We start from the raw sequence: 13,344 nt of genomic DNA on the forward strand, positions 1-13,344 counted from the left end.
GGGGCCGCCCGGGCCCCCCCCCCCCCCGACGCCCGATCGAGAAACCGCAGAGGATTCTCCCGGCATCGAGAACGGCTCTGCAAGACCAGCGTCTCGAACAGCCGTTCTCATACGCATTCTGAAAACCTTTGGATCGGCTGAACCGCTCTGGCCCGAAGCATCATCGCCAAGGCGATGACATGCATCGACAACCAAGGAAGAGAGATCAACGCACGAACCGGCGCACAAGCGCCGAGGCTGTGGCGGACACCCTTCGGCCGCACGAAGCGATGCCGAGTACCGTCAAAGGCGAACGTCAGCACTCCCGTATCGGAGCGCGCGTACGCGGCGCGTTCGAACCGAGGGGCAGACGGCTGATCGGTCCATATATCCGCCCCGTCGATCCGATAGGTAAGCTTTATGATTCGATCCTTGTTCGCCGCACGACCGTCTGGGTAAGCGCCCTTCGGCTGTCGAATTTCATGCGGACATTCCCGAGATCGGCCAGGGCGCGCTCATCAGAGGTATCGACGCCCCACTCACCCAACAATTTCATGCGGCCCCCACATCTCGACTTCGTCGGGATAGCTGAAGCGAGGAGCCTCGGGTCAGCTGCCGCATGAGGCCTCCGATCGCGGCAATTCGTCGCGCAAGAATGTCGAACATCCGACGGTTGATCTCACCTGGTATTTTTTATACAACTTTTAGTATAGGGAAGTCGTTGTGAATTCGCATAATGAAATTGATCCTTGGCTTCAGGCGATGCACGCCGAAGGGGCCAATATTCTCGCTCGGAAGGCGTTGCGATGGGCTCGCGCTGCGTGCGTGTTGGCCGCCTTTGCCCTGATCGCCGAAGTGCTGCGGGCATTCTTCTGATGCAGCCGAAGAAGGCTTGCGACTGATCCGCCCTATGCCGCCGTCGGGCACGCGGTATTCAATATCGAGACCGCGCAGGAACACCACCGCTCGCATGTGTTTTTGCGTATTCCCGACGAGAGACGTCGGGTTCGATATTCGCTTTTGGTCGAAAGGCGACGATCCCGGCAGGCGAACGCCCCATCCGCTTTGCGCTCGCAAGCGGACATCGCGGACCAGCGCGCCTCAGTTCAGGCCGTGCGGCCCCGCGAGCAGGCGCAGCACGATCGAGAACAATTCGTTCTGCGAGGAGATGCCGAGCCGCTCATAGGCGCGCTTGCGGTAGGTCAGGGTGGAATGCAGGCTGATGCCCAGCGTTTGCGAGATCGCTTCGGAGCTGAAACCGAGCAGGATGCGGCGACAGACGTCCTGCTCGCGTGGCGTCAGCGTCGAAAGCGGCGCGCGCGTCGCGAACAGCGCGGCGAGGTTCTGCTCCGGCGTTCCGATCGTGGCCTGCTGAAAATGACGCGCGACGCTGGCGCCGATCGCCGGGGCGATGCTCTCGAGCCGCGCACGCTCGACCTCGCCGAAACGGCCCTGGGAGGTGATGCGGTAGAAATTGACGTAGAAGCAGGTGTCGCCAATCCAGATCGCCGTGGCGCATTTGTCGACGATGTCGGAGTCGTTGAAGAAGATCTTGCGATAGCGCGCGCCATACATGCGCGGCGCGAAAGAGGGCAGCATGATCGGCGCGCTGCTCCCGGCTCCAAACAGCGCATCGCGGTTCGGATCGGATTCGTGGAACTGCCCGGCATAGGCCGCGCCGAGATCGGCGCCGGTCGGGATGTTGCCGGCATCGAGCAGGCAGCTTGCCGCGCCCGCGCGGTTCAGCGCGAACACCATGCAATGGCCGACCCCGGCCTGCCGGCGCAGCGTGTCGATGAGGACGTTCGGGAAATCGGGCCGGCCGATGGCCAGCACCGCAGGCGTGACGTCACCAGCCACTGGCGTCGAAGCCATCGCGTGGGGCCGCATCGGTTTCCTCCGCAAACGTCTTTTGACGGAGGATACCAGCAAGGGCGGCGCGGCGGAAGCAACCTCCCGCTCCGCATGGCAATCGCATGCGGGAGCGCCTCCCCCCGCGGCCATCCTTCGAGACGCCCGTCGTTGGCGGGCCCTCAGGATGAGGATCGAGTGTGCGGCCTCGCTTCGACAAGCACCGATGCCTCTGAGCCTCATCCTGAGGAGACCGCAAAGCGGTCGTCTCGAAGGACGAGGCGCGCGGGGCCAAATGCGGTCGCTACCCCGCGGCGGCCTTTGCCGGGGCGACGTTGACCGCGAGCTTGCCATAGCGGTCGGTGAAGGCCTGCGTGTCGATCTCCTCGAGCTTGATCTCGCCGCTCATCACGCCCTGCTTCCAGGCGGCCTGCGCCGGATCGTTCTGGAACTCCGGCATCACCTCGCGGCCGAACAATTCGAGCGATTCACAGATGTGTTCGTGGCTGTTCTTGCCGGCCTGGTTGAGCAGGATGACCTGGTCGATATGCGAGCCCTGGAAGCGCTTCAGCTTCTTGCGGATGGTGTCGGGCGAGCCGATCAGGCCGCCGCGCAGGGCAGCCTCCTGCGCTTCCGGATTGTCGCGCTTCCACTTGTTGTACTCATCCCACATGTTGACCGTGCCCGGCGCCGGGCGCTGCCGGTTCTGCGACGCGCCGTAGAAGCGCAGCGCGAACTGGAAGAAGGTGGCGCCGTCGGCGCGGGCGCGCGCCTCCTCATCGGTCTTGGCGCACATGAAGAACGACACCAGCGCCATGTTCGGATTGATCTCGTAGTCGGCGAGCTTGTGCAGCCGCTTGGTCATCGCATTGTAGTAGGCGTGTACCCAGGCATGCGCGGCATCGGCGCTGACGAACTGAAAGCCGAGCGCGCCGAAGCCGTGGCGGCCGGCGCGCTCGATGGTCGGAAGCTGCGAGCAGGCCATCCATAATGGCGGGTGCGGCTTCTGCACCGGCTTGGGCACGACGTTGCGCAGGGGAATGTCGAAATACTTGCCGTGATGCTCGCTGCCGGCATCCCCGAACATCGGGAAGATGGCGCTCACGGCCTCCTCGAACACCTCCTTCTTGGTCTCCATGTCGCGCCCGAATGGTTCGAGCTCGGTGATGGATGCGCTCTCGCCCATGCCGAACTCGCAGCGCCCGTTGGACAGGAGATCGAGCACCGCGACGCGCTCGGCCACGCGGGCCGGATGGTTGGTGGTGAGTTGGAGGATGCCGTGGCCGAGCCTGATGTTCTTGGTGCGCTGGCTCGCGGCGGCGAGGAAGGATTCCGGCGAAGGCGAGTGCGAATATTCCTCGAGGAAGTGATGCTCGACGACCCAGGCATGGTCGTAACCGAGCTTGTCCGCCAGTTCCATCTGCGAGAGAGCGTTCTGGTAGAGCCTGAGTTCGTCGCCGGCCACCCAGGGCCGCGGCAGTTGCAGCTCATAGAAGATGCCGAACTTCATGACGCCTCTCCCGCATTATTCTTGTTGCACGCATCTTAATGCGTGATGCGGCGCTGTCTACGCGGTCGCAATTCCGCGATGCGGAAGAATCATCTCCGTCATTGCAAAAGACATCGGATCGCCGGCGCGGCGTTGCGTTCACTCGCAGCAGGCGGCAGCGGGTTTCGTGGCCGCCCGAGGCGCGCAACATGCGGACGTCTTCTCGTGCGCGATGCGGGCCTGGTTCTCGCCGCTGCCGTCGCCATACACCGTGCTTTCGCCGGTCGTGTGGAACGTCTCCCAGGCGATGCCGGCGGGATCGTCGATCCAGGATTTCTCGGATTGGGCGTAGCAGCAGGTCGTCTCGCCCTGCTCGATGACGTCGCCGCCCGCCGCGCGCATGCGGGCATAGACCTCGTGAAGCTCGCCGGCAGTCTCGACCTGGATGCCGAGATGATCGAGGCCGGGTTCGCGCCCGCGCGTCGAGATCGCGAAGTTGACCCGCGGATCCTCCAGCATCCACTTGGCATAGTCGGCTTTGACCACCGTCGGCTGCGTCGCGAACAGCGCGGAGTAGAACCCGACCGAGCGGGAGATATCCTCGACGGAGACGTGGACATGGAGGCGCTTCATGGCGTGTCCCTTCAGGCCGGAACCTTGATGCGCTTGCGCGCGGATTTTCTGGCTGCGGCGGGCGCGCAGGAGAGCCCGCCGCAGCAATTGTCCGTGAGGAAGCCGAGCAGGGCGTTCATGGTCGTGAACTGCGCGGCGTAGATCATCGAGCGGCCTTCGCGGCGGACGGTCACGAGACCCGCCATCCGCAGCCGGTCGAAATGAAAGGTCAGCGTGTTGGGTGCAACGTCGAGCGCCTCGGCGACGGCACCTGCCGGCAGGCCTTCGGGACCCGCCTGAACCAGAAGCCGGAACACATCGAGCCGATTGTCCTGCGCGAGCGCGGAGAGCGCCGTAACCGCATCCTTCTTTTCCATATTTCAACGAATATCGAAATGATGCGCCAGCGTCAAGGATTGGGCATTTCGTCAACGCCCACGCCGGATCGCAACCTGCCGGGTTGCGACATCGCGGCGGCTCTCCCGATCGATCCGGATCAAGGCGTCGGCGTTTCCGCTCCCCGTAAATTGCAACAAGCCGCCAGAACGTGGACGTCGCGGCCGCCGTCCTGATTCTGATGGCTCGCCGAAGGCCGGCGTCTCGAGGGATGTCCAGAAGGAAACAGCCTTCGAACGCGGCCGCCCCGCGCTTGAACCGCCGGTGCGAATGGTTAGTTTTGGGGAACGGCGAATCGGTCGATTGCGCCCTTCCTCAAGACAGACATGCCGACATTCACCCCGCACCAGGATGCCGCGCTCAAAGCCGTCGGCGACTGGCTCAAAGCAAAACCCGGACGCAACGGCACGCCGCCGGTCTTCCGCCTGTTCGGCTTCGCCGGCACAGGCAAGACCACGCTGGCGCGGCACATCGCCGACGGCGTCGATGGCGAGGTGAAATTCGCCGCCTTCACCGGCAAGGCGGCGCTGGTCATGCGCAACAAGGGCTGCGACGACGCCTCCACCATCCACTCCCTGATCTACCGCGCCCGCGAGTCGGGCGAGGAGCAGCCGAGCTTCGAGCTGTGGGACGACGCGCCGGCCTCGAAAGCCAAGCTGATCGTGATCGACGAATGCTCGATGGTGGACGCCGAACTCGGCCGCGACCTGATGTCGTTCGACTGTCCGCTGCTGGTGCTCGGCGATCCAGCGCAGCTGCCGCCGATCCAGGGCGGCGGCTTCTTCACCAACACCACACCCGACGCGATGCTGACCGAGGTGCACCGCCAGGCGCAGGACGATCCGATCGTGCGGATGTCGATGGACGTGCGCGAAGGCCGCGAGCTCGACATCGGCCGCTACGGCGAGAGCGAGGTGGTCTCCCGCAAGGAGCTCGATCCCGACCGCGTCATGGGCGCCGACCAGGTTCTGGTTGGCCGCAACAACACGCGACGCGCGTACAACATGCGCGTGCGCCAGCGCCAGAACATCGAGGATCAGTTTCCGGTCGCCGGCGACAAGCTGGTGTGCCTGCGCAACAACCGCAAGAAGGGCCTGTTCAACGGCGGCCTGTGGCGCGTGAAGTCGCGCAACACCTCGCGCTCGAAATCGCGCATCCTCAGCATGCGCCTGTCACCGGACGAGGATTTTGGCCACAAGATCACGAAGGTCTCGGTGCGCGCCGACTGCTTCGAGGGCGGCATCGAGCAGATCGCCTGGGAGCAGCGCAAGCCCTATGACGAGTTCGACTACGGCTACGTGCTGACCGTGCACAAGTCGCAGGGCTCGCAATGGGACGACGTCGTGCTGTTCGACGAGAGCTTCGCGTTCCAGGACAGCCGCGCGAGGTGGCTGTACACCGGCATCACGCGTGCGGCGAAGCGGCTGAGCATCGTGGTCTAGGGGGCGTCCCGGCCCGTGGGCAATTGTGCACCAGGCCGGGAAAACACCGAGCAGGTCCCTCGGCCATCGCTTCCCACGCGCGGCCTTACTTCCCCGCGACGAAGTAGAAGTCCTCGCGTCCCGGCGGTGAGCCGTATGTGAAGGGCTGCTGCACGTGCCTGGTGGCGGCCCAGACGTCGTCGCGGACGATGTCAAACAGCTTCCTGATCTCGACGCGCGGCACCTTCACTTCGCGGGCGAGCGCCGTGGCGAACGGGCTGTCGGCGCCGCCGTCGCCGTCCATCGCGGTCTCGCCGTGCTTGGCGGCATAGACCACCATGAATCCGGCACCAGGCTCGATGTTGGAAAAGCCCTTGTCGACCAGCTTGAGCGACAGCGTATGCTGCATGGTCGGCGCAAACGGATTGTCGCGGCACGCATCCAGCATCACCAGGCGCACTTTTCGCGCGGCGCCGACGGCCGCGATCACCTGCTCCAGCGCGACCGCCTCGGTCTCGGCGTCCTTGTCGACCGTGAGCTTCGCGTCGACCGGCACGAGATAGTTCACGCCGCCGATCTCGAAGCCGTGCCCGGCATAGTAGACCACGGCCCAGTCGGATTTTTCCGCTTCCTCGGCGAAGGCCCGCAGCGTCTGGAAGAACTTGTCGCGGGTGAGGTCACTGACCGACATCACCGTCTGAAATCCGAGATCCTTCAGCACGCTCGCGATCATCCGGGAGTCGCGCGGCGGATTGGGCAGCGCGTGGACGTTGCGGTAGGCGCCATTGCCGATCACCAGCGCCACGCGGCGTCCCGTCGCCGCGGCCGGCGCCTGCGGGGTGAGCGCGGCGAGCCGTTCCTGCGCCTTGGCGCGGGCGCGCGCGACGTCGAGATCGTCGAACGTGGTCAGCGAATAGGCCGCCGCGCGATAGTCGGCGCGCGCCTGGGCGAGATCGTGCTTGTGCTCGTAGATCTGGCCGCGGCCGGAATGCGCCCGCACATTGTTCGGGTTGATCTGGATGACCGCGTTGTAGTCCTTCAGGGCGGCGTCGAGATCGCCCTTCATCATGTAGACGTCGCCGCGATTGTTCATCGCGAAGGTGTTCTTCGGCTGTTTCTGGATCAGGCCGTCGCAATCGGCGAAGGCCTGGTCGTACTTGCCCATCAGCCCGTAGGTGATGCAGCGGTTGCCGGCGATCTGCGGCGCGGCGGGATCGATCTTCTCGGCCTCGGCGAAGTCCGCCAGCGCGCCGTCGAAATCCTTGGTCAGCGTGCGCACACGCGCGCGATTGGTCCAGCCGAGCAGGAATTTCGGCGCGAACTTGACCGCCAGGCTGAAATCGTCGAGCGCGCTCTGCAGGGCGCCCCGGCGGAGCTGAATGGTGCCGCGATTGCTGTAGGGGACGCCATAATTGGCGCGCTTCTGGATGGCGAGATTGTAGTCGGCCATCGCGAGGTCGTCCTGGCCCTTTCGCTCATAGGCGACCCCGCGCAGGTTGATGATCCCGACATTGTCGGGGTCGGCCTCGATGGCGGGCGTGAGCGCCTCGATCGCGTGATCGTAGTCGCGCTTGTTGATCAGCGTGTTGCCGCGCACCCCGAGCGCGATCGCCTTGTCCTTGCCGGTCACGCGGTTGGCGTTGAGCAGGTTGTCGCAGGCCGTGGCGCGGGCCTGGGCCTCCGCCTGTCGGTCGCGGCAGGTGGTCAGATCGTCGGCGGCTTGCGGATCGGCCGCGGCGATCGGCGCGGAGGCGGCCAAGGCCGCGAAGGCGACGAAGAGGACGGCGAAGGTCGGGGAAACGACGCGCAGCATGTTGTCAGATCAGCTCCAGCCACATTTCTAAGTCGATCGGCGATGGCGCGGGTTCATCTAGCCCGGAGTTCCAGGGCTCGCCAAGCCGGGCCGTCGCGACCTGCCCGTGTCACAGACTCGTGTCCGCCCCGCCGTAACAATCGGCGGCCGCGCCCGTATCTGTGGTGACCGAAAACGCCGGGCAGGCTGTTCGCCCGGCCTCAACCACCCTAGACTAGACCTTCCCAAAGAGGATCCGCCATGCGCCGCCCCGCAGTCCTGTCCCTGCTCGCCGCCACCACCGCGCTGACACTCGCCTTCGCCGCACCGACCCGCGCCGCCGAGGATGCGGTCGTGATCCCCGCGCCCGCGATGGACGCCGCACCCGCAAACGGCATCCAGACCGCCGTCGTGGCCGGCGGCTGCTTCTGGGGGGTGCAGGGCGTGTTCCAGCACACCGCGGGTGTCGTCAACGCGGTCTCCGGCTATGCCGGCGGCAGCAAGGCGACCGCCGACTACCACACCGTGTCGAGCGGCACGACCGGGCATGCCGAGTCGGTCGAGATCAAGTACGACCCGAAGAAGATCTCCTACGGCAAGATCCTGCAGATCTACTTCTCGGTGGCGCACGACCCGACCCAGCTCAACCGCCAGGGTCCGGACGTCGGCACGCAATATCGCTCCGCGATCTTCACCACCTCCGACGAGCAGAAGAAGGTGGCCGATGCCTACATCGCCCAGCTCAACGGCGCCAAGGTGTTCAACAAGCCGATCGTGACCAAGGTCGGCGCGCTGGAGGCGTTCTACCCGGCGGAAGCCTACCATCAGGACTATCTGACGCTGCATCCAACCCAGCCCTACATCGCCTACAACGACATCCCGAAGGTCGAGAACCTGAAAAAACTGTTCGCGGATAACTACATTGAAAAGCCGACGCTGGTGAGTGCCAGCAAGGCCACCAACTGATCGCGAGATCATCGAGAGAACGGGAGATCCATGCCCGACACCAGGACGAAAACAACGGACGACAAGGTCATCAAGAGCGAAGAGCAGTGGCGGCGCGAATTGTCGCCGATGCAGTACGCGGTGCTGCGCGAGAAGGCGACCGAACGCCCCTTCTCCGGCGAATACGAGCACGACCACCGCGCCGGCACCTATGTCTGCGCCGGCTGCGGCAACGTGCTGTTCGAGTCCGACGCCAAGTTCGACTCCGGATGCGGCTGGCCGAGCTTCACCCAGCCCTCGGTCGAGAGCCATATCGACGAGGAGCGCGACGTCAGCCACGGCATGATCCGCACCGAGGTGCTCTGCTCCAAATGCAGCGGCCATCTCGGCCATGTCTTCCCCGACGGCCCCGGTCCGACCGGACTGCGCTACTGCATCAACTCGGCGGCGCTGAAGCTCGAGCCGAAATAAGCGGAGCCATCGGGTTCCGGCACGGAACCCGATGGTGGGAATGCGCTTTTCTCTCCTGGCGGTGCGACCAATCACCGCATTCGCGGCGCCGCCAGGGAGGATGCCATGACCCTTGGGACCATCCTGATCATCCTGGTGATCATCTATCTGATCGGCGGCATGTCCGGCCGGATCGGCGGCTATGGCTACGGCATGGGCCATTCCGGCATGGGGATCGGCGGCGTCGTGCTCGTGGTGCTGATCGTCCTGCTGCTCATGGGCAAGCTTTAGGCTCCATAAGCACCTGAAATTACTACACTTATCACGGCTGCGGAGCTGCCATGCGCGGATTCATCATCTCCGTTCGCAGGGGTCGCAATTTTGTCAAAACGGCCTATATTAGGAGGCGAAAATGACATGTGCGGCGGGCCCGCTCGATTGTGGCCTCTGCCCTCCCAAACCCCACGCGCTTAAAGCCCCAGAGAAGATCACGAGGTCTTTGACCATGCGTCCGATGCGTCCGTTCAACTTCAACACCTCCGCCGAACTCTTCCCCGCCGCCATCCGCAAGAAGAAGCGCGCAGGCTTCACCTACCGGCGGTTCGGCACTGCGGCCGAGGCCGTGCAGTTCGCGATGGAGCAGTTGCCGACGGATTCCTTGAACGGCGCCTACCTGCAGGTCGAGGAAGCACGTTTCGACCAGAACGGCATCCGCTCCCTCTACGAGAGCGAAGCTTTCCCGCTGCCCCGCCGCCCGAAGCCGGCTCCGGCCGCCGAGACCGACGCCGACGCGGCGTAAGTTTTTCGCAAGCCTCCGATGTGCGCTGAAAGCGCGATGGCCCAAGGGCTGTCGCGCTTTTTGCGTTTTGGGCGGCCTCTGCCTTCGTCAGCGAAGCCGCATATGAAGGAGCGCGGCTGAAACGCGCCTGCGGCCATCCTTCGAGACGACCGCCTCAGGCGGTCCCTCAGGATGAGGTGTCGTTCCGCGGCGAGATATCAGACCTTGGATATCAAACCCTCATGGTGACAGGCCCGCCTCAGGCGAGCGTCTCGAACCATGCAGGCCGAGGACACGGCCTCTCAACGTCAGATGCGCGGCTGCTTGTCGAGCCAGCGGCGCAGGAGGCGCACGTTGCGCATGTTGGCACGGAACATGACGTCGAAGGCGTCGCCCGCGAACGGAACGATGCCGACCACGCCGTCGACCGCGACGTTGCCGAGCATCCGCGCCGTGATGTACCAGGGCGCGCCCAGCGCCCTCGCCTCGCGCACCAGCCACAGCGAGATCGCCGTGGTGATGATGTCGCCGACGACCGGGATCAGCCCGATCAGGCCGTCGATGCCGTAGCGGATGTTCGTTCCGGGCAGAACGAAGGCGACGTCGAGCAGTTTCGCCAGAGCCTCGAGCCGCGCGATCCGCTGCTCGCGCGTGAGATTGCCGAACGGGTTGCCGGCGAACGGGTTGTCCTTGCCGAACGCGAAGTGAAACTCGCGAAAGCCCTGCTCCAGCGTCTCCGGCCGAATCTCGTGGCCTTCCTGGTCGATGATCGGCCCGCGCGGCTTGCCGCCCGGAAAGGACTCGCGCGACGTCCGCCCGGTCCGGGGACCGCGCCTTTCGAGGGTATCATCGTCAAACATGGTCATCGCCTGATGGAAACGCACTCGCACGGCGGAAGGTTGCTGCCGCTTGCCGAAAGGCCGCGCGCTCAGGTCGGTGCCGCCGCCGGGCTCGGCTCCTCGACATATGTATGCACGATCCAGGACGACACCACTGCCGGCACGAAGCCGACCAGGCCGTAGAGGACGAATTGCACAAGGCCGGAATCCGGTCCGCGCGAGCCGTAAGTCAACGAGGCCAGGATGAATGCGAACAGGCCGACCAGCAGCATCCGCAGCACCGGGCCGATCCGCCTGACGTGGATCAGGATGTCGTCCACCGCGCCGATCATCAGCGAGGGCAGGAAGCCGAAGAGATAGCTGTATTGCAGCGTCTTGAAGAACACCACGAACAGCTTGCCCACCTCGCCGAGGCTGGTCTGGGTCCAGTAGCCGGACTGATAGGTCGTCGTCAGCAGCAGCAGGAACCCGCCCACGAACGGACCAACGAGCGCGAACACCAGATAGCGTTTCATCGAGGACTCCTCACCACTCAACGGCTTTTTATAGCAGCGCGGCGGGAACCTTGGATAGCGGGTTGGAGCGCCGGGGGGAACAAGCGGCAACGCGAGGCGTTTTGACAGGGTTGAAATTACTCTGTGAGATCCGATGTCCCGCAAATTGTTTTCCCTTGCAACGATGACGTTCACGGCCATCACCCTCACGACCCTGGGTGGCCTCTCCAGCACGCCGGCGCTCGCGCAGGGGCACATGGGCACCCAGCAGGAGCAGCAAGCCTGCTCGCGGGATGCGTCGCGCTTCTGCCGCAAGGATCTCGGCAACGATGGTGCGGTGCAGAGTTGCCTGCAGGCGAACCGGGCGAAGCTCTCGAAGTCCTGTAGCAAGGTGTTCCAGAGCCACGGCATGTGAGTGCCGTTCGCAAATGTTGCGTGACGTGCGCGCAACATTTGCGAATTCATTCGTGCGTGCCATTGCAGCCTCGCGACAATGACGCATACTCGGCTCGGGCGGCGCAGCACCTTCGATTCGAAAATCACACGAGATCGAGCGACCACATGCGGGATTGAGTTCCCGGCGTGAAGGCTGTGACATGCGGCAGCTCAAGCCGCGTGCAGCGCCCCAAAACCAAGTGGTTCAACCCACGGAACTCGGGGACGCATTGTTCATGACACGCTACCAGACGATCGCTTCGCTCTTCGCCGTCGCCACCACCGCCTTTGCATTCCAGACATCGCCCGGCCTCGCCTTTTCTTCCGAAGCGCAGCAGATGTGCACGGGCGACGCGATGCGGCTGTGTTCGAGCGAGATCCCCGACATATCGCGGGTCAGAGCCTGCATGGTGCGGAACAAGGCGCAGGTCAGCCCGGGCTGCCGCGCCGTGATGGACCGCGAGGCAGCGGCCGCCGCGGCCACGCGGAAGCGGGAAGCCGCGGCGCAATAGCACCGGATTCCGGTCGCAAAGGTCGGTTCACCATTCCCCATTGGGGCGGGACGATCGCGCATCAGGAAAACGCGGCGAGAATCTCGTTCGCGGCCATCCTTCGAGCGACCGGCTGCGGCTGTCCCTCGGGATGAGGTCACGCTTTGCGGCGAGATATAAAGAATGGTGACGAGTTCGCCATCAGCGAGGGTCTCCGGACGATGCTTTGCACCGCCGGGCGAACCACGCAGGTTCGGCAGCCTTTCAATTCAGATGCGATAGCTCTGCCCGGCGGGCGGAGCGAAGCGCCTAGTCGCCCCACTGCGCGAAGGCATCGTTGAATGCGCGCTCGCCCGGAGCGCCCTTCTCGATGGCGATGATGGCACGGCGCTGGTTGGCGTAGACCAGCGGCACGTCGAACCAGGAACGCTCCTTCAGGAGCTGGACGTTGCGGGCGCGGTCGGCGTCGACGTTGGACAGGCCGACCAGGAAGAAGCCGTCGGTGACCTTGACCGCGAGGCCCGCGAGCGGCGTGCCGCGCGCCTGCTCGTTCGACTTCATCAGGATGCCCGGCACGTTGGACACGCTGCCGCCCGGGAAATCCGGCGGGAGGATGAAGGTCAGCTCCGCGGTATGGCTCGCCGGCAGAGAGGAGTCGGTATTGCGGCGGAACGACATCGTCATCTTGAACTTGCGGTCCGGGATCTCGATGTCGGCACGCACGGCGACGTCGGCTTTCTGGTTGCCCGACGCCTTGATCGGCTCGAGCCGCCACACCACCGAGCCGACATATTGCTTGCCCTTCGGATCGGACGGATCCTCGTCATAGAGCACGACCTTCTGTGCCACCGGCGCGACCGGCTGGTCGCTGGCCGAAGGCTGGCCGACGCGATCGGGAATCTTGGGCTTGCTCTGCGGCTGCGACGTATCCTTCGGCGCTTCCACCACCTGGGTGGTGGGCGACGATTTGAGCAGACCGCTCACGGTCTGCATCAGCGGCTTGCCCCACAGGATACCGGCGCCGACCAGGATCAGGACGATGCCGACGGCGATCGCGCTCTTGAACGGGAAGATGGAGCCCGAGCGGGCCCGCTTCTTGGCTTCGCGGTCGGGCGCGATGCGCGGACGGGGCGATGGCGGCTGCGGCGCGTAGCGCTCCGCCTCCTCGATCGACTCGTCATAGGAATAAGGTGCGTCCTGCTCGCCGGCGCGATTTTCCAGGCTCGGCTCCAGCCGATCGAATTCCGGCGAGGGCGAGGGCACGTTGGCATAGGTGCGGCGCGCGGCGCGATTGGCCTGCGCGGCGGCGCCGCCGAGATCATTGACGTCGGCGGTGATGTCGCGGAAGCCGCAGGCTCCGGGTGTCCGCGGC

General features: G+C 64.8%; 16 protein-coding genes. 7 read left to right on the plus strand and 9 right to left on the minus strand.

The annotated features are described in order from the left end of the window. Positions 1–672 precede the first annotated feature (672 nt). The 5 genes from QM712_RS34965 to QM712_RS34985 all read right to left on the minus strand — a co-directional run bounded on the left by QM712_RS34965 (position 673) and on the right by QM712_RS34985 (position 4,308). Entirely contained in the window at positions 673–951 is a 279-nt protein-coding gene (locus QM712_RS34965; protein WP_415027709.1) for a hypothetical protein, read from the minus strand. A gap of 129 nt (positions 952–1,080) precedes the next feature. Continuing rightward, positions 1,081–1,869: a helix-turn-helix transcriptional regulator gene (locus QM712_RS34970; protein WP_415027710.1), complete on the minus strand. Its 789-nt coding sequence runs from the start codon at positions 1,867–1,869 to the stop codon at positions 1,081–1,083. Positions 1,870–2,134: 265 nt separating this feature from the next. Further along, complete coding sequence (locus QM712_RS34975) at positions 2,135–3,340, minus strand: LLM class flavin-dependent oxidoreductase (protein ID WP_415027711.1); 1,206 nt, start codon at positions 3,338–3,340, stop codon at positions 2,135–2,137. Positions 3,341–3,478: 138 nt separating this feature from the next. After that, positions 3,479–3,952 carry an ArsI/CadI family heavy metal resistance metalloenzyme gene (locus tag QM712_RS34980; RefSeq protein ID WP_415027712.1) on the minus strand — a complete coding sequence of 158 codons (474 nt, stop codon included), beginning with the start codon at positions 3,950–3,952 and terminating at the stop codon, positions 3,479–3,481. Between the two features lie 11 nt (positions 3,953–3,963). After that, positions 3,964–4,308 (minus strand): ArsR/SmtB family transcription factor, encoded by a 345-nt coding sequence (locus QM712_RS34985; protein WP_415027713.1) that lies wholly within the window; start codon positions 4,306–4,308, stop codon positions 3,964–3,966. A 345-nt stretch (positions 4,309–4,653) separates the two neighbouring features. On the opposite strand from QM712_RS34985, the gene QM712_RS34990 reads away from it, so the two are divergent. Then, positions 4,654–5,769 (plus strand): ATP-dependent DNA helicase, encoded by a 1,116-nt coding sequence (locus QM712_RS34990; protein WP_415027714.1) that lies wholly within the window; start codon positions 4,654–4,656, stop codon positions 5,767–5,769. An 85-nt stretch (positions 5,770–5,854) separates the two neighbouring features. Here the strand turns inward: QM712_RS34990 and QM712_RS34995 are convergent, their stop codons facing one another. Beyond that, a complete protein-coding gene (locus tag QM712_RS34995; protein WP_415027715.1) occupies positions 5,855–7,561 on the minus strand; it encodes a caspase family protein in 1,707 nt (568 codons plus the stop codon). 240 nt (positions 7,562–7,801) lie between these two features. Here QM712_RS34995 and msrA point away from each other — a divergent pair, with 240 nt between their 5' ends. The 4 genes from msrA (at position 7,802) to QM712_RS35015 (ending at position 9,734) form a co-directional block, all read left to right on the plus strand. Continuing rightward, the gene (gene msrA, locus QM712_RS35000) at positions 7,802–8,506 is read left to right on the plus strand and encodes a peptide-methionine (S)-S-oxide reductase MsrA (protein ID WP_415027716.1); all 705 of its coding nucleotides are present in this window, start codon (positions 7,802–7,804) and stop codon (positions 8,504–8,506) included. Between the two features lie 30 nt (positions 8,507–8,536). After that, positions 8,537–8,956, plus strand: coding sequence for a peptide-methionine (R)-S-oxide reductase MsrB (gene msrB, locus QM712_RS35005; RefSeq protein WP_415027717.1), 420 nt, complete (start codon positions 8,537–8,539; stop codon positions 8,954–8,956). Positions 8,957–9,061: 105 nt separating this feature from the next. Further along, the gene (locus QM712_RS35010) at positions 9,062–9,226 is read left to right on the plus strand and encodes a DUF3309 family protein (protein ID WP_415027718.1); all 165 of its coding nucleotides are present in this window, start codon (positions 9,062–9,064) and stop codon (positions 9,224–9,226) included. 214 nt (positions 9,227–9,440) lie between these two features. After that, positions 9,441–9,734, plus strand: coding sequence for a hypothetical protein (locus QM712_RS35015; protein WP_415027719.1), 294 nt, complete (start codon positions 9,441–9,443; stop codon positions 9,732–9,734). A gap of 287 nt (positions 9,735–10,021) precedes the next feature. Here QM712_RS35015 and QM712_RS35020 read toward each other — a convergent pair whose 3' ends face one another. Both QM712_RS35020 and QM712_RS35025 read right to left on the minus strand, forming a co-directional pair. Then, positions 10,022–10,579 carry a DUF4112 domain-containing protein gene (locus QM712_RS35020; RefSeq protein ID WP_415027720.1) on the minus strand — a complete coding sequence of 186 codons (558 nt, stop codon included), beginning with the start codon at positions 10,577–10,579 and terminating at the stop codon, positions 10,022–10,024. 62 nt (positions 10,580–10,641) lie between these two features. Further along, positions 10,642–11,067 carry a DUF5413 family protein gene (locus tag QM712_RS35025; protein ID WP_415027721.1) on the minus strand — a complete coding sequence of 142 codons (426 nt, stop codon included), beginning with the start codon at positions 11,065–11,067 and terminating at the stop codon, positions 10,642–10,644. A 133-nt stretch (positions 11,068–11,200) separates the two neighbouring features. On the opposite strand from QM712_RS35025, the gene QM712_RS35030 reads away from it, so the two are divergent. Both QM712_RS35030 and QM712_RS35035 read left to right on the plus strand, forming a co-directional pair. Beyond that, complete coding sequence (locus tag QM712_RS35030) at positions 11,201–11,461, plus strand: hypothetical protein (protein WP_415027722.1); 261 nt, start codon at positions 11,201–11,203, stop codon at positions 11,459–11,461. Between the two features lie 181 nt (positions 11,462–11,642). Continuing rightward, positions 11,643–11,993: a hypothetical protein gene (locus QM712_RS35035; protein ID WP_415027723.1), complete on the plus strand. Its 351-nt coding sequence runs from the start codon at positions 11,643–11,645 to the stop codon at positions 11,991–11,993. 288 nt (positions 11,994–12,281) lie between these two features. On the opposite strand, the gene QM712_RS35040 is transcribed toward QM712_RS35035, so the two are convergent. Continuing rightward, positions 12,282–13,344 (minus strand): hypothetical protein (locus QM712_RS35040; protein WP_415027724.1); only part of this gene is annotated, 1,063 nt, incomplete at its 5' end.

This window comes from Bradyrhizobium sp. (assembly GCF_047605465.1).
Taxonomy (GTDB): Bacteria; Pseudomonadota; Alphaproteobacteria; order Rhizobiales; family Xanthobacteraceae; genus Bradyrhizobium.

Coding starts and splice junctions, on each gene's coding strand:
- QM712_RS34965 (WP_415027709.1), bottom strand. CDS start 951: ATGCGAGCGGTGGTGTTCCTGCGCGGTCTCGATATTGAATACCGCGTG.
- QM712_RS34970 (WP_415027710.1), bottom strand. CDS start 1,869: ATGCGGCCCCACGCGATGGCTTCGACGCCAGTGGCTGGTGACGTCACG.
- QM712_RS34975 (WP_415027711.1), bottom strand. CDS start 3,340: ATGAAGTTCGGCATCTTCTATGAGCTGCAACTGCCGCGGCCCTGGGTG.
- QM712_RS34980 (WP_415027712.1), bottom strand. CDS start 3,952: ATGAAGCGCCTCCATGTCCACGTCTCCGTCGAGGATATCTCCCGCTCG.
- QM712_RS34985 (WP_415027713.1), bottom strand. CDS start 4,308: ATGGAAAAGAAGGATGCGGTTACGGCGCTCTCCGCGCTCGCGCAGGAC.
- QM712_RS34990 (WP_415027714.1), top strand. CDS start 4,654: ATGCCGACATTCACCCCGCACCAGGATGCCGCGCTCAAAGCCGTCGGC.
- QM712_RS34995 (WP_415027715.1), bottom strand. CDS start 7,561: ATGCTGCGCGTCGTTTCCCCGACCTTCGCCGTCCTCTTCGTCGCCTTC.
- msrA (WP_415027716.1), top strand. CDS start 7,802: ATGCGCCGCCCCGCAGTCCTGTCCCTGCTCGCCGCCACCACCGCGCTG.
- msrB (WP_415027717.1), top strand. CDS start 8,537: ATGCCCGACACCAGGACGAAAACAACGGACGACAAGGTCATCAAGAGC.
- QM712_RS35010 (WP_415027718.1), top strand. CDS start 9,062: ATGACCCTTGGGACCATCCTGATCATCCTGGTGATCATCTATCTGATC.
- QM712_RS35015 (WP_415027719.1), top strand. CDS start 9,441: ATGCGTCCGATGCGTCCGTTCAACTTCAACACCTCCGCCGAACTCTTC.
- QM712_RS35020 (WP_415027720.1), bottom strand. CDS start 10,579: ATGACCATGTTTGACGATGATACCCTCGAAAGGCGCGGTCCCCGGACC.
- QM712_RS35025 (WP_415027721.1), bottom strand. CDS start 11,067: ATGAAACGCTATCTGGTGTTCGCGCTCGTTGGTCCGTTCGTGGGCGGG.
- QM712_RS35030 (WP_415027722.1), top strand. CDS start 11,201: ATGTCCCGCAAATTGTTTTCCCTTGCAACGATGACGTTCACGGCCATC.
- QM712_RS35035 (WP_415027723.1), top strand. CDS start 11,643: ATGCGGCAGCTCAAGCCGCGTGCAGCGCCCCAAAACCAAGTGGTTCAA.